This is a genomic window from Pseudomonas sp. 9_2_1 (genome assembly GCF_059295275.1).
Map to the genome: position 1 here is coordinate 5,201,926 of NZ_CM181239.1, position 13,860 is coordinate 5,215,785.

General features: G+C 62.2%; 13 protein-coding genes. 4 read left to right on the top strand and 9 right to left on the bottom strand.

All coding sequences use genetic code 11. The features are described 5' to 3' along the window. Positions 1-168: 168 nt before the first annotated feature. Positions 169-1,329, top strand: a complete 1,161-nt coding sequence (gene algW, locus AC5O5I_RS23610) for a Do family serine endopeptidase AlgW (protein ID WP_172229686.1) — start codon at positions 169-171, stop codon at positions 1,327-1,329. 130 nt (positions 1,330-1,459) lie between these two features. Here the strand turns inward: algW and AC5O5I_RS23615 are convergent, their stop codons facing one another. The 4 genes from AC5O5I_RS23615 to AC5O5I_RS23630 all read right to left on the bottom strand — a co-directional run bounded on the left by AC5O5I_RS23615 (position 1,460) and on the right by AC5O5I_RS23630 (position 5,617). Continuing rightward, positions 1,460-2,224 carry an amino acid ABC transporter ATP-binding protein gene (locus tag AC5O5I_RS23615; protein WP_016498022.1) on the bottom strand — a complete coding sequence of 255 codons (765 nt, stop codon included), beginning with the start codon at positions 2,222-2,224 and terminating at the stop codon, positions 1,460-1,462. 10 nt (positions 2,225-2,234) lie between these two features. Continuing rightward, complete coding sequence (locus AC5O5I_RS23620; RefSeq protein WP_172229683.1) at positions 2,235-3,332, bottom strand: amino acid ABC transporter permease; 1,098 nt, start codon at positions 3,330-3,332, stop codon at positions 2,235-2,237. 10 nt (positions 3,333-3,342) lie between these two features. Beyond that, entirely contained in the window at positions 3,343-4,521 is a 1,179-nt protein-coding gene (locus tag AC5O5I_RS23625) for an amino acid ABC transporter permease (protein ID WP_172285679.1), read from the bottom strand. A 67-nt stretch (positions 4,522-4,588) separates the two neighbouring features. Beyond that, positions 4,589-5,617, bottom strand: a complete 1,029-nt coding sequence (locus AC5O5I_RS23630; protein WP_172232636.1) for an amino acid ABC transporter substrate-binding protein — start codon at positions 5,615-5,617, stop codon at positions 4,589-4,591. A 332-nt stretch (positions 5,618-5,949) separates the two neighbouring features. Here AC5O5I_RS23630 and AC5O5I_RS23635 point away from each other — a divergent pair, with 332 nt between their 5' ends. Continuing rightward, a complete protein-coding gene (locus AC5O5I_RS23635; RefSeq protein WP_172285680.1) occupies positions 5,950-6,606 on the top strand; it encodes an alpha/beta hydrolase in 657 nt (218 codons plus the stop codon). A 101-nt stretch (positions 6,607-6,707) separates the two neighbouring features. Then, positions 6,708-8,168, top strand: a complete 1,461-nt coding sequence (rhlB, locus tag AC5O5I_RS23640; protein ID WP_172227150.1) for an ATP-dependent RNA helicase RhlB — start codon at positions 6,708-6,710, stop codon at positions 8,166-8,168. A 161-nt stretch (positions 8,169-8,329) separates the two neighbouring features. Here rhlB and moaE read toward each other — a convergent pair whose 3' ends face one another. The 5 genes from moaE to AC5O5I_RS23665 all read right to left on the bottom strand — a co-directional run bounded on the left by moaE (position 8,330) and on the right by AC5O5I_RS23665 (position 12,495). Then, entirely contained in the window at positions 8,330-8,776 is a 447-nt protein-coding gene (gene moaE / locus AC5O5I_RS23645; protein WP_494511652.1) for a molybdopterin synthase catalytic subunit MoaE, read from the bottom strand. A 2-nt stretch (positions 8,777-8,778) separates the two neighbouring features. Continuing rightward, the gene (gene moaD, locus AC5O5I_RS23650) at positions 8,779-9,024 is read right to left on the bottom strand and encodes a molybdopterin converting factor subunit 1 (RefSeq protein WP_172227173.1); all 246 of its coding nucleotides are present in this window, start codon (positions 9,022-9,024) and stop codon (positions 8,779-8,781) included. Continuing rightward, positions 9,024-9,494, bottom strand: a complete 471-nt coding sequence (gene moaC, locus AC5O5I_RS23655; RefSeq protein ID WP_172227154.1) for a cyclic pyranopterin monophosphate synthase MoaC — start codon at positions 9,492-9,494, stop codon at positions 9,024-9,026. Before moaC ends, moaD begins: the two co-directional genes overlap by 1 nt. A gap of 198 nt (positions 9,495-9,692) precedes the next feature. Then, on the bottom strand, positions 9,693-11,087 hold the full coding sequence (locus AC5O5I_RS23660) for a PhoH family protein (RefSeq protein WP_172285681.1): 1,395 nt from the start codon (positions 11,085-11,087) through the stop codon (positions 9,693-9,695). Between the two features lie 280 nt (positions 11,088-11,367). Then, on the bottom strand, positions 11,368-12,495 hold the full coding sequence (locus AC5O5I_RS23665; RefSeq protein ID WP_494511653.1) for a polysaccharide deacetylase family protein: 1,128 nt from the start codon (positions 12,493-12,495) through the stop codon (positions 11,368-11,370). Between the two features lie 137 nt (positions 12,496-12,632). On the opposite strand from AC5O5I_RS23665, the gene yaaA reads away from it, so the two are divergent. After that, the gene (gene yaaA, locus AC5O5I_RS23670) at positions 12,633-13,412 is read left to right on the top strand and encodes a peroxide stress protein YaaA (RefSeq protein ID WP_494511654.1); all 780 of its coding nucleotides are present in this window, start codon (positions 12,633-12,635) and stop codon (positions 13,410-13,412) included. The last annotated feature ends 448 nt before the right edge of the window (positions 13,413-13,860 follow it).

The following is a 13,860-nucleotide window of genomic DNA, read 5'->3' on the forward strand; positions in this document are numbered from 1 at the left end:
GCAAATCTCCTCGAAAACTGCGCTTTTCTCGGGCACAACGCCTATGGAACGCCCGTATAATGCCGGCCATTATGGGCCGTCGCCGGCACTGGGGGAACCGGTGTATCATCGCGCGCGCTCATGCCCCACCGCGCGGCCACCGGCCTTCGCTCTTTCCAGGATTCGTTCATGTTCAAGGCTTTGCGTTACTTTGGCTGGCCCCTGCTTACCGGCATACTGATCGCCATGCTGATCATCCAGCGCTTCCCGCAATGGGTCGGCCTGCCCAGCCAGGACGTCAACCTGCAACAAGCCCCGCAGACTACGCGGATCATGCAGGGCCCGGTGTCCTACGCCGATGCCGTGACCCTGGCCGCCCCGGCGGTGGTCAACCTGTACACCACCAAGGTGGTGAACAAGAGCGCCCACCCGCTGTTCGAAGACCCGCAGTTCCGGCGTTTCTTCGGCGACAACCTGCCCAAGCAGCGGCGCTGGGAGTCGAGCCTGGGCTCGGCGGTGATCATGAGCCCCGAGGGTTACCTGCTGACCAACAACCACGTCACCAGCGGCGCCGACCAGATCGTCGTGGCCCTGAAAGACGGCCGCGAGACCCTGGCCCGGGTAATTGGCAGCGACCCGGAAACCGACCTGGCGGTGCTGAAGATCGACCTGAAGAAGCTGCCTGCCATCACCATCGGCCGCTCCGACACCATTCACATCGGCGACGTGTCGCTGGCCATCGGCAACCCGTTCGGGGTCGGCCAGACCGTGACCATGGGCATCATCAGCGCCACCGGCCGCAACCAGCTGGGCCTTAACAACTATGAGGACTTCATCCAGACCGACGCGGCGATCAACCCGGGCAACTCCGGCGGTGCGCTGGTGGATGCCAGCGGCAACCTGGTCGGCATCAATACGGCGATCTTCTCCAAGTCGGGTGGCTCACAGGGCATCGGCTTCGCCATTCCGGTAAAACTGGCGCTGGAGGTGATGAAGTCGATCATCGAGCACGGCCAGGTGATCCGTGGCTGGCTGGGTATCGAAGTGCAGCCGCTGAGCCAGGAGCTGGCTGAGTCGTTCGGCATGAAAGACCGCCCGGGCATCGTGGTGGCGGGCATCTTCCGCGAAGGGCCGGCGGCCAAGGCCGGGCTGCAGCTGGGTGATGTGATCATGAGCATCAACGGCGAGCCCGCCGGTGACGGGCGCAAGTCGATGAATCAGGTGGCGCGGATCAAGCCCAACGAGAAGATCACCATCGAGGTGATGCGCAATGGGCAACAGTTGAAGCTGATTGCCGAGGTGGGGCTACGGCCGCCACCGGCACCAGCAGTGACCACAGAAGAGAAGTAATAAACGGGGCCGCTTTGCGGCCCATCGCCGGCAAGCCAGCTCCCACAGGGATAGCACCGGCCTCAAGCCCTGTGCAGTACCTGTGGGAGCTGGCTTGCCGGCGATGGGCTGCAAAGCAGCCCCAACAGTATCAATGCAGAATCTGGCTCAGGAACAACCGCGTCCGGTCACTGCGCGGCCGGTCGAAGAAATCATCCGGCGCCGCCTGCTCCACGATCTCCCCCTTGTCCATGAAGATCACCCGGTTCGCCACGGTGCGGGCAAAGCCCATTTCATGGGTGACGCAGAGCATGGTCATGCCATCCTCGGCCAGGCCCACCATGGTATCGAGCACTTCCTTGACCATTTCCGGGTCCAGCGCCGACGTCGGTTCGTCGAACAGCATGATCTTCGGTTTCATGCACAGCGCACGGGCAATCGCCACACGCTGCTGCTGGCCACCGGACAACTGCCCCGGGTACTTGTGCGCCTGTTCCGGAATACGCACCCGTTCCAGGTAGTGCATGGCAATTTCCTCGGCCTTGCGCCGGGGCATCTTGCGCACCCACATCGGCGCCAGGGTGCAGTTCTCCAGAATGCTCAGGTGCGGGAACAGGTTGAAGTGCTGGAACACCATGCCCACTTCGCGGCGGATGGCCTCGATCTGCTTCAGGTCGTTGGTCAGCTCCACGCCATCGACCACGATGCGCCCTTGCTGGTGCTCTTCCAGGCGGTTGAGGCAACGGATGGTGGTGGACTTGCCCGAACCGGACGGCCCGCACAGCACGATACGCTCGCCCTGGCGCACGTTCAGGTTGATGTCCTTGAGCACATGGAACTGGCCGTACCACTTGTTCACACCCTGCATCTGGATGATGCCCTCGGGGCCGGCAGGCTGCTTGATCGCTTCACTCATGTCGAAACTCCTAACGCTTGTGGCCAGTGTCCAGCTTGCGCTCCAGGTGCATGGAGTAGCGGGACATACCGAAACAGAAAATCCAGAACACCAGGGCGGCGAACACGTAGCCCTCGGTGGCCATGCCCAGCCAGGCCGGGTCGGCGGCGGCTTGCTTGACGCTGTTGAGCAGGTCGAACAGGCCGATGATGATCACCAGGCTGGTGTCCTTGAACAGGGCTATGAAGGTGTTGACGATGCCGGGGATCACCAGCTTGAGCGCCTGCGGCAGGATCACCAGGCCCATCGCCCGCCAATATCCCAGGCCCATCGCCGCAGCGGCTTCGTACTGGCCCTTGGGGATGGCCTGCAGGCCGCCGCGTACCACCTCGGCGATATAGGCTGACTGGAACAGGATCACCCCGATCATCGCCCGCAGCAGCTTGTCGAAGCTCATGCCCTCGGGCAGGAACAACGGCAGCATCACCGACGACATGAACAGCACGGTAATCAGCGGCACGCCGCGCCAGAACTCGATGAAGGTCACGCACACCACCTTCACCGCCGGCATCTTCGAACGCCGTCCCAGGGCCAGCAGAATACCCAGCGGCAAGGCGCCGACGATGCCCACGGTGGCGATCACCAGGGTCAGCATCAGCCCGCCCCACTGGCTGGTCGGGACGCTTTGCAGGCCCAGGTAGCCACCGTGCAGCAAGGTGTAGGCCAGCACCGGGTACAGCACCAGGAAGCCCAGGCCGTAGAAAGCCTTGCGTGGGAACTGCCTGATGAACAGCGGCGCGGCGCCGAGCACGGCAAGCCAAACGGTCAGGTCCACGCGCCAGCGCAGCTCCGTCGGGTAGTAGCCGTACATGAACTGGCCGAAGCGCTGCTGCACGAACACCCAGCAGGCGCCTTCCTTGGTGCAGTCGGCGCGGGTGGTGCCAACCCAGTTGGCATCGATCAGCGCCCACTGCAGCAACGGCGGCACGATCAGCCACACCAGGTAGATGGCGAACAGGGTCAGCAGCGTGTTGAGCCAGCTGGAGAACAGATTGGCACGCATCCATGCGAGCACGCCGACGGTTTTCACCGGGGGCGGCATATCAGGTTTGAAAACATGGGCATTCACGGGCGTATCCTCACCGCTCGATCAGCGCAATGCGCTTGTTGTACCAGTTCATCAGCAGCGAAATGCTGATGCTGATGGCGAGATAGACACTCATGGTGATGGCGATCACCTCGATGGCCTGGCCGGTCTGGTTGAGCACGGTACCGGCGAACAGCGAGACCATCTCCGGGTAGCCGATACCGGCCGCCAGCGACGAGTTCTTCGCCAGGTTCAGGTACTGGCTGGTCAGCGGCGGAATGATCACCCGCAGTGCCTGGGGGATGATCACCTTGCGCAGTGTCGGGCCCTCACGCAGGCCCAGCGAGCGCGCGGCTTCGGTCTGGCCATGGCTGACCGAGCGGATACCGGAACGCACGATTTCGGCGATGAACGCTGCGGTGTAGATGGTCAGTGCCAGGGTCAGCGCCAGCAACTCGGGGATCAGCACCCAGCCACCGACGAAGTTGAAGCCCTTCAACTGCGGCATTTCCCAGGTAACCGGGCTGCCGAACAGCAGCACGCAGGCCCCGGGGATGGCAACCAGCAACCCCAGCCCCACCCAGAACTTGTGGAACGGTACGCCGGTTTCGTTGAAGCGCTTGTTGGCGTAGCGCACCATCGCCACGGTCGCCAGCAGCGCCAGGGCCAAGGCAATGGCGAACGGCCAGAAACCATCGGTCATGGCAGCACCGGGCATGTTCAGGCCGCGGTTGCTGATGAAGAACATATCGTCGATGTTGATGCTGCCCCGCGGCCCCGGCAGGGTCAGGAACACGGCGAAGTACCAGAACAGGATCTGCAACAACGGCGGGATGTTGCGGAAGGTTTCCACATACACGGTCGCCAGCTTGTTGATCATCCAGTTCGGCGACAGCCGCGCCACGCCGATGATGAAGCCGAGAATGGTCGCCAGCACCACGCCAATGAGGGTCACCAGCAGGGTGTTGAGCAGGCCGATGACGAACACCCGCGCATAGCTGTCGGATTCGACATAGGGGATCAGGTGCTGGGCAATGCCGAAGCCGGCACTGCGCTCGAGGAAGTCGAAGCCCGAGGTGATCCCCCGGTGTTGCAGGTTGGTTTGCGTGTTGTGGAACAGGTACCAGCCCAGGCCGACCACGAACACGATCGTGAGGACCTGGAACAGCCACGCGCGCACACGTGGATCACTCAGGGACAAGCCCTTTTGTGCGCCGATTCGATTTTGCATGAGGTGCCCCGGAAAGTAGGGTTCCGAACAACCTGCGGCGGCGGGATGCCGCCGCAGGATGCAGCCATCAGCGCACAGGTGGCGCGTACTGGATGCCGCCGTTGTTCCACAGGGCATTCATGCCACGGTCGATCTTCAGGTCGGTGCTCTGGCCGAGGTTCTTCTCGAACACTTCGCCGTAGTTGCCGACTTGCTTGACGATCTGCACTACCCAGTCTTTGGGCAGCTTGAGGTCCTTGCCATACTCGCCGTCAGCGCCAAGCAGCCGGGCGTTGTCGGGGTTCTTGGTAGACTTGGCTTCGGCCTCGACGGTTTTGGAGGTGATGCCTGCTTCTTCGGCATTCAGCATCGCGAACAAGGTCCACTTGACGATGCTGAACCACTCTTCGTCGCCCTTGCGCACCACCGGGCCCAGCGGCTCCTTGGAGATGGTTTCCGGCAGCACTACATAGTCGGTCGGCGCGGCCAGCTTGGAACGCTGGGCAAACAGCTGCGATTTGTCCGAAGTCAGCACGTCGCAACGGCCGGACTCCAGCGACTTGGCGCTCTCGTCGGAAGTGTCGAAGGTGATCGGGGTGTACTTCAGGCCATTGGCGCGGAAGTAGTCCGACACGTTCAGCTCGGTAGTGGTACCGGCCTGGATGCAGATGGTGGCGCCGTCGAGCTCCTTGGCGCTGGAAACACCGAGCTTCTTGTTGACCAGGAAGCCGACGCCGTCATAGTAGGTGACACCGGCGAACACCAGACCCATGCCGGCATCGCGCGAGCTGGTCCAGGTGGTGTTGCGCGACAGCACGTCGACTTCCCCCGACTGCAGGGCGGTGAAGCGTTCCTTGGCGTTGAGCTGGCTGAACTTGACCTTGCTGGCGTCGCCGAACACGGCGGCGGCCACGGCGCGGCAGACATCGGCGTCGATGCCGACGATCTTGCCCTGCGCATCAGGTACCGAGAAGCCTGGAAGACCGTCGCTCACGCCACACTGGACGAAGCCCTTTTTCTTCACCGCATCGAGGGTGGCGCCGGCCTGGGCAGTGCTCACGGCGCCCAGTGCGGCGGCAGCGGTCAGGACTGCCAGGGTGGTTTTCAACATCTTCATTCACAACCTCCAAATCGCTCTTGTTGTATCGAGCCGGAATTGCACCGCACCCTTTTGAGGCGTATCCGACCCGTGTTGGCTTGTTATTGGGTCAATTGGCGCAATGGACTGTTCTGTGACAGCCTTCGCTTACAAAGGGTGTTACCGTCTCGGCCTGCCCTTTGCATCGCAGGTTCAATTGCAAAGCGCGTACCAGAACTCCTGGCTGTAGCGTTTAAGCGCACGTCAAGTAGGGAAAGTTGTATCGTTGCGACATTCTTTTTCCGACAATCATTTCCCGCGCCTTCATTTCACGCACGCCATAACAAGATCCGCACACTTTCGGAGCAGTCATGACCAACCCACTGATCCTCGAACCGCAGAAAACCGCAGACGCTTGTGTGATCTGGTTGCACGGTTTGGGGGCCGACCGTTACGACTTCCTACCCGTCGCCGAATTCATGCAGGAACGCCTGCTCACCACGCGGTTCATCATGCCGCAGGCGCCGACCCGCCCGGTGACCATCAATGGCGGCTACGCCATGCCCAGCTGGTATGACATCAAGGCGATGACCCCGGCCCGCGCCATCGATGAAGCGCAGCTGGAGGAATCGGCCGAGCAGGTGATCGCCCTGATCAAGGCCGAGCAGGCCAAAGGCATCAACCTGGCGCGAATCTTCCTGGCCGGTTTCTCCCAGGGCGGCGCGGTGGTGCTGCACACTGCCTATATAAAGTGGCAAGAGGCACTGGGCGGGGTCATCGCCCTGTCCACCTACGCCCCTACCTTCAACGAACAGCACCAGCTGAGTGCGTGCCAGCAACGCACCCCGGCCCTGTGCCTGCATGGCGTGCACGACCCGGTGGTGATCCCGTCCATGGGCCGCACCGCCTTCGAGTACCTGAACACCTGGGGCGTCGCCGCCCGCTGGCAGGAATACCCGATGGAGCACGAAGTGGTGGTCGAGGAGTTGAACGACGTCCACGAGTGGCTGGCCATGCAACTGCAATAAGCAGAAGCCGCCTGTAGTTGTAGGGCTATTCCACTACGCCGAGCCTGATTCTTGCTTTACACTGCCCGGCGTACATTCCTTAATCAGTTGATGAGACGATCGTGCTCAAGGCACTCAAGAAAATATTCGGCAAGGGAGACGCCGCGCCACAGGCCGTCGCTCCTGCTGCCAGTGCAACGCCGCCTGCGCCCGCGCCCACCGAGGCGCGGCCTGCGCCTACCCCGGCCGCACCGCGCGCCAATCCCACCCCTGCGGCTGAACAGCCTGCCGCTGTGACACCTGCGGTCGAAAAGCCGGTCAATGCCAAACCGCGCCGCGAGCGCAAACCCAAGCCGCAGGCCAGCCTGTGGAAGCTGGAAGACTTCGTGGTCGAGCCGCAGGAAGGCAAGACCCGCTTCCACGACTTCAAGCTGTCCAACGAGGTGATGCACGCCATCCACGACCTGGGCTTCCCGTACTGCACGCCGATCCAGGCCCAGGTGCTGGGCTACACCCTGCGTGGCCAGGACGCCATCGGCCGGGCCCAGACCGGTACTGGCAAGACTGCGGCATTCCTGATTTCGATCATTTCCCAGCTGCAGCAGACGCCACCCCCCAAAGAACGCTACATGGGCGAGCCGCGTGCGCTGATCATCGCCCCCACCCGCGAGCTGGTGGTGCAGATCGCCAAGGACGCCGCAGCGCTGACCAAGTACACCGGCCTGAACGTGATGAGCTTTGTCGGCGGCATGGAATTCGACAAACAGCTCAAGGCCCTGGAAGCGCGCCACTGCGACATCCTGGTCGCCACCCCTGGCCGCCTGCTGGACTTCAACCAGCGCGGCGAGGTGCACCTGGACATGGTCGAGGTGATGGTGCTGGACGAGGCCGACCGCATGCTCGACATGGGCTTCATCCCGCAGGTGCGCCAGATCATTCGCCAGACGCCGCCAAAAAGCGAGCGCCAGACCCTGCTGTTCTCGGCCACCTTCACCGAAGACGTGATGAACCTGGCCAAGCAATGGACCACCAACCCGGCCATCGTCGAGATCGAGCCGGAGAACGTGGCCAGCGAAACGGTCGAGCAGCACGTGTATGCGGTGGCCGGCAGCGACAAGTACAAGCTGCTGTACAACCTGGTGACCCAGAACAAGTGGGAACGGGTGATGGTGTTTGCCAACCGCAAGGACGAAGTGCGGCGCATCGAGGAAAAGCTGGTGCGCGACGGCATCAATGCCGCCCAGTTGTCGGGCGACGTGCCGCAGCACAAGCGTATTCGAACCCTGGAAAACTTCCGCGAAGGTCGGGTCACGGTGCTGGTGGCCACTGACGTGGCAGGGCGTGGCATTCATATCGATGGCATCAGCCACGTGATCAACTTCACCCTGCCCGAGGATCCGGACGACTACGTGCACCGTATCGGCCGTACCGGACGCGCGGGGGCTGATGGCGTGTCGATCAGCTTTGCCGGTGAGGATGATTCGTATCAGTTGCCGGGGATCGAGGAGCTGCTGGGGCGCAAGATCAAGTGCGAGATGCCGCCGGATGAGCTACTCAAGCCGGTGCCGCGCAAGCATCACTGATTGCCTGAATGCCAACGCCGCCCTTGTAGGAGCGGCCTTGTGTCGCGAAAGGGCCGCACAGCGGCCCCAGCAATTCATGCATTAATGCTGACATCCTGGGGCCGCTACGCGGCCCTTTCGCGACACAAGGCCGCTCCTACATGGGATCGGCGCAGCCTTGACTACCAGCGCCCGGCAGCGTCCTGGTCACTCTGCCTGCCTTCCACCCACCTCGGCCCTTCCTGGGTAGTTTCCTTCTTCCAGAACGGCGCGCGGGTCTTCAGGTAGTCCATGATGAAATCGCAGGCCTCGAATGCGGCCTGCCGATGGGCACTGGCGACACCGACGAACACGATCGGCTCGCCCGGCTCCAGCGTCCCGATGCGATGCAGCACCTCCACCTTCAGCAGCGGCCAGCGCTGCTCGGCCTCGACCACGATCTTGGCCAGGGCCTTCTCGGTCATGCCCGGGTAGTGCTCGAGGAACATCCCCGCCACATCGCGCCCATCATTGAAGTCCCGCACATAGCCGACAAACCCGACCACCGCGCCCACACCCACGTTGGCCGCATGCATGGCATTCACCTCGGCCCCAGGGTCGAACGCGCCTTCCTGCACTCGCACTGCCATGTTCAGCCTCCGGTCACCGGTGGGAAGAACGCCACTTCATCGCCGTCTTCCAAGGGCTCATCGAGCTTGCAAAGCTCTTCATTGCGCGCGCACATCAGGTTCTGCTCGGCCAGTACCGCGTAACGCTCGCCCTTGGCCACCAGCGCCTGGCGCACATCGTCGAGCACCTGGAACGCGCCCTCCACCTGTTCGGCATCCACGTCCAGCTGCTCACGGTAACGGGCGAAGTACATCACCTTGACCTTCATCACGCCTCCACCTTGTAGTGGCCGCTCTTGCCGCCGAGCTTTTCCAGCAGGCGCACCTGCTCGATGACCATGCCCTTGTCCACCGCCTTGCACATGTCATAGATCGTCAGCGCGGCGACACTGGCGGCGGTCAGCGCTTCCATCTCGACGCCGGTCTGCCCGGCCAGCTTGCAGCGGGCGACGATGCGCACGGCGTCCTCGCCCTCGGCGCTGAGCTCGACCTTGACGCTGGTCAGCATCAGCGGGTGGCACAGCGGGATCAGGTCGCTGGTCTTCTTCGCTGCCTGGATCCCGGCAATGCGCGCCACGGCGAACACGTCGCCCTTGGGGTGCTCACCGTCGACGATCATCTGCAAGGTCTGCGGCAGCATGCGCACCCGCGCTTCGGCAATGGCCTCACGCTCGGTCACCGCCTTTTCAGTGACGTCGACCATGTTGGCCCGGCCCTGGGAATCAAGATGTGTCAGCACTGCTCTGCTCCTGTGAGGGGAACTCGCAGTGTAAACCTGTGGGTCAGGTTTGAGCAGAGGTATGTGTCGGCAGGCCCGGCCTTTTCGCGGGCACGCCCGCTCCCACAGGGTCCTCACCGCCTTGAATCAAGTGGAGATCCTGTGGAAGCGGGCGTGCCCGCGAAAAGGCCGGGCAGTGATCTGCCCGGCTGCATGGTTTTACAGATGCGACTCGGCGTACTCGGCCAGCACCGAGCGTGGCACCCCTTGCAGGGTCAGGTGCACGCCGTGGGGGAAGTCCTTGAAGCGCTCGGTCAGGTAAGTCAGGCCCGAGCTGGTCGCGGACAGGTAAGGGGTATCGATCTGCGCCAGGTTGCCAAGGCAGACCACCTTGGACCCGGAGCCGGCACGGGTGATGATGGTCTTGATCTGGTGCGGCGTAAGGTTCTGGCACTCGTCAATCAGGATCAGGCTCTGCTGGAAGCTGCGACCGCGAATGTAGTTGAGCGACTTGAACTGCAACGGTACCCGCTCGAGGATGTACTCGACACTGCCATGCGTGCTTTCGTCATCCATGTGCAAGGCTTCGAGGTTGTCGGTGATCGCGCCCAGCCAAGGCTCCATCTTCTCCGCTTCGGTGCCCGGCAGGAAGCCGATTTCCTGGTCCAGCCCCTGCACGCTGCGGGTGGCAATGATGCGCCGGTAGCGCTTGCTGACCATGGTCTGCTCGATGGCTGCGGCCAGCGCCAGAATGGTCTTGCCCGAGCCGGCAGGGCCGGTCAGGTTGACCAGGTGAATATCCGGGTCAAGCAGGGCGAAGAGTGCCAGGCTCTGATGGATGTCGCGTGGCTTCAGGCCCCAGGCTTCCTGGTGCAACAGGGGCTCCTGATGCAGGTCGAGCAACAGCAGCTCATCGTTGCGGATGCCCTTGATCCAGCCGACGAAGCCTTGCTCATCGATGATGAATTCGTTGACGTGGACGGCCGGCAGGTTGTCGATCATCTGCACCCGATGCCAGGTACGCCCCCGCTCCTGACGGGTATCGACCTTGCTCACCCGGTCCCAGAACGAGCCGGTGACCGAGTGGTAGCCCTTGGACAGCAAGGACACGTCATCGACCAGCTGGTCGGTGCTGTAATCCTCGGCCGCAATCCCGCAAGCGCGCGCCTTCAGGCGCATGTTGATGTCTTTGGTGACCAGCACCACGTCCAGGTCGCTGCGCCGAGCCCGTACTTCAAGCAGCTGGTTGATGATGATGTTGTCGTTGAGGTTTTCCGGCAGCAGCCTGTTCGGCTCGTTGCGCGGCGTCATCAGGATGGACAGGAAGCCCTTGGGCCCGCTCTTGCCACGCTGAATCGGCACGCCCTGCTCGACATCGCTGGGCGAGGCGTCGCCCAGGGTCTGGTCGATCAGGCGGATGGCTTGGCGGCATTCAGCGGCGATGGTCTGTTTGCCCGTCTTGAGCTTGTCGAGTTCCTCCAGCACCGTCATCGGCAGGGCGACGTGGTGCTCCTCGAAGTTGAGCAATGCGTTGGGGTCGTGAATCAGGACGTTGGTATCGAGCACATAGAGGATTGGCTTGCTGGAGGAAGGGTTGCGTCCTTGGTCATCCATACTCGGTCACCTTATGTCGAAGCCACACGGCGTGGTCTGTTACGCCGCAAAGTGACTACCGTCTCCCCGTATCCGCGTTGTTACGGGCGGGAAGCGAACCTGCCTAGGTGGGCCTGGATGACGCCACCTGTGCTGCAGGAATCGGCTGTCTGGTTTCTTCATACCGCAAAAGCCATGACCGGAAAAAGCATTTTTACGAGATTTTGAAGTTTATTTTTCCGATTGACGATGAGGCCTTGGCGCGGACGCCAGAGGGTACTACATTCAAAAGTCATACCCTCTATTCGGCATATCCATATTCCCGGCAATCCTGCCAGCCGATACCGCTCTGCGCGGTGCTGCGCAGCAACCATTCCACTGCCGGCTGGGCCTTGGGCAGGCTGTCATGGAACTGGATCACGCCCTTGCGCCACAGCAACATCAAGGTCAACACCCGCTGCGCAGAGGCCTGGGCACTCAACGCGCCATCATCCTGGGCATCGATATCCCACAATGACACGCGCAACTGCTGGCTGGCCATGAACGACTCGCCGTCAGCCCGGCGCTGGCCATAGGGCGGCCGGAACAACGGCACATACTGCGCTGGCAGGTCGGCTTGCACCCGCGCCTGACTACGCCGCAGCGAATCCTGCCAGTCCGTCCACTGCGCGTGGGAGCGGTATTCCCAGCCCTGGATACCCACACACTGACCGTCGTAGAGCTGGCGCAAGGCATTGGCCGGCCCCGCGTCACGCCGTTGCTGCAGGCGGTTGCCGAGCACAAAGAAGGTACCTTGGAGTTTCTGTCTGCGCAGGTAGTCGGTGAGCAGGTCAGTGCTGCCACTGTCCGGCCCGGGGCCACCGACGAAAGTCAGCAGGAACATGCGGTCATTCAGTTCATCACCATTACGCTCACGGGGGTACAGCCGCTCCACCTCGCTGCTGGTCTGCGGCAGCAACGCCGCCTTGCGCAGTTGTTCATCCAGGTAACGAACATGGAACTGATGGCTAGGCTCGACCCATCCGGCATAGAACGTGCCTACATCTGCGGCGAAAGTAGCTGCTTGCGTGCGCAAATCAGCCATCGAAGCTACCGGGTAGCAGAACGACGCATCCTGCTCGCAACTGCGCTGCGCCTGCTGATAGCCCTGCCACAATCGCTGCCACAGCCGCGCCCGAACCAGGCGTACCTTTTGCAGGTTGATCTGCCGTAGCCCCAGCCGCGCCGCCAGTGCCGCGTCGTCGAGCAGCTCGCTTTCGTGCAGCACCTGGGCGAACGACAGGATCTCGGCGCGCGAAGCCACGTCAAACAGTGCCGGGCTGTCCAGCTGCTCGGGCCACAGGCTGCGGTCGAGGCTGACCTGGGTGGAAGGGGCGGCTTGCACAGTCAGGCTCAGCAGCGCGACCAGCAAGGCAGAGGCAATGCGCACGGTGGAAGGCTCCGCAACGGCAAAACGCGAACTATAGCGCCTGCTTCGGCCATGGTCTGTGACTATCGTCGCCATAGTTTGGACTTGCACCGCCCAACCCGTAGAATCTGCGGTCAAAGATGCCAGGAGCCGACCCGATGCTGACGGTGATTTCCCCCGCCAAGACCCTCGACTACGACACCAAGCCTGTGACCGAGCGTTTCACCCTGCCCCAGTACCTGGACGATTCCCAGGAACTGATCCAGCAGCTGCGCGACCTGTCGCCAGCGCAGATCAGCGAGCTGATGCACCTGTCCGACAAGCTTGCCGGTCTGAATGCCGCGCGCTTCGGCAGCTGGACGCCAGACTTCACCCCGGCCAATGCCAAGCAGGCGCTGCTGGCGTTCAAGGGTGACGTGTACACCGGCCTCGACGCCGAAAGCCTGGGCGAGGACGATTTCAGCTACGCGCAAGACCACCTGCGCATGCTCTCGGGCCTTTACGGCCTGCTGCGTCCGCTGGACCTCATGCAGCCCTACCGCCTGGAGATGGGCACCAAGCTGGCCAACGCCCGCGGCAAGGACCTGTACGCCTTCTGGGGCACGCGCATCAGCGAATGGCTGAACCAGGCGCTGGCCGAACAGGGCGATGACGTGCTGTTGAACCTGGCCAGCAACGAGTATTTCAGTGCAGTGAAACGTAGCGCGCTGAACGCTCGGGCGATCAATGTCGATTTCAAGGACTGGAAAAACGGCCAGTACAAGATCATCAGCTTCTACGCCAAGAAAGCCCGCGGCATGATGAGCCGCTTTGTGATCCAGCAGCGCATCAGCGATCCCGAACAGCTCAAGCGGTTCGATGTGCAGGGTTACTACTACAGCGCCGAGCAGTCCAAGGCGGATCATCTGGTGTTTTTGCGCGATCAGCCTGCTGAGTAAGCCCGCTATGCCCTCTTCGTGGGTCAATCGGATCGCCTTCAGGGGGGGGCATCCAGGCTGACAGGGGCTCGCCGCAAGAGATGCAGCGCCTGTCAGCCCTGATGCGGGCCCTGTGCGAGCGGCGGTGCGGCGACCGGTTAACCCGCAAAGAGGCCAGCCGCCCTGTAGCCGGCCATGGCGCAAACTGCCACTACGCCACAAATCCGGCGTCAATAATCCACCACCCCTCCCTTTATCGCCAACCGTCATAAGACCGTTCATACCTTTTTTGACGAATCTCGAAAAATATTTTCCGATACTGGCATAAAAACATCTCGTAACAGTCTCACCCTTGATACACGGGGGTAAAACACCTGTGTGCTATCAAATTGAAACTGCACCCAACTGAATAAATATTTAGAAATCTTTCATCCCGGCAGAATCCACACAGGAACTTCTCCTGCAACCC

Excerpts from the sequence above, each read along its gene's own strand:
- algW (WP_172229686.1), top strand. The coding sequence starts at position 169 with ATGTTCAAGGCTTTGCGTTACTTTGGCTGGCCCCTGCTTACCGGCATA.
- AC5O5I_RS23615 (WP_016498022.1), bottom strand. The coding sequence starts at position 2,224 with ATGAGTGAAGCGATCAAGCAGCCTGCCGGCCCCGAGGGCATCATCCAG.
- AC5O5I_RS23625 (WP_172285679.1), bottom strand. The coding sequence starts at position 4,521 with ATGCAAAATCGAATCGGCGCACAAAAGGGCTTGTCCCTGAGTGATCCA.
- AC5O5I_RS23630 (WP_172232636.1), bottom strand. The coding sequence starts at position 5,617 with ATGAAGATGTTGAAAACCACCCTGGCAGTCCTGACCGCTGCCGCCGCA.
- AC5O5I_RS23635 (WP_172285680.1), top strand. The coding sequence starts at position 5,950 with ATGACCAACCCACTGATCCTCGAACCGCAGAAAACCGCAGACGCTTGT.
- moaE (WP_494511652.1), bottom strand. The coding sequence starts at position 8,776 with ATGGCAGTGCGAGTGCAGGAAGGCGCGTTCGACCCTGGGGCCGAGGTG.
- moaD (WP_172227173.1), bottom strand. The coding sequence starts at position 9,024 with ATGAAGGTCAAGGTGATGTACTTCGCCCGTTACCGTGAGCAGCTGGAC.
- AC5O5I_RS23660 (WP_172285681.1), bottom strand. The coding sequence starts at position 11,087 with ATGGATGACCAAGGACGCAACCCTTCCTCCAGCAAGCCAATCCTCTAT.
- yaaA (WP_494511654.1), top strand. The coding sequence starts at position 12,633 with ATGCTGACGGTGATTTCCCCCGCCAAGACCCTCGACTACGACACCAAG.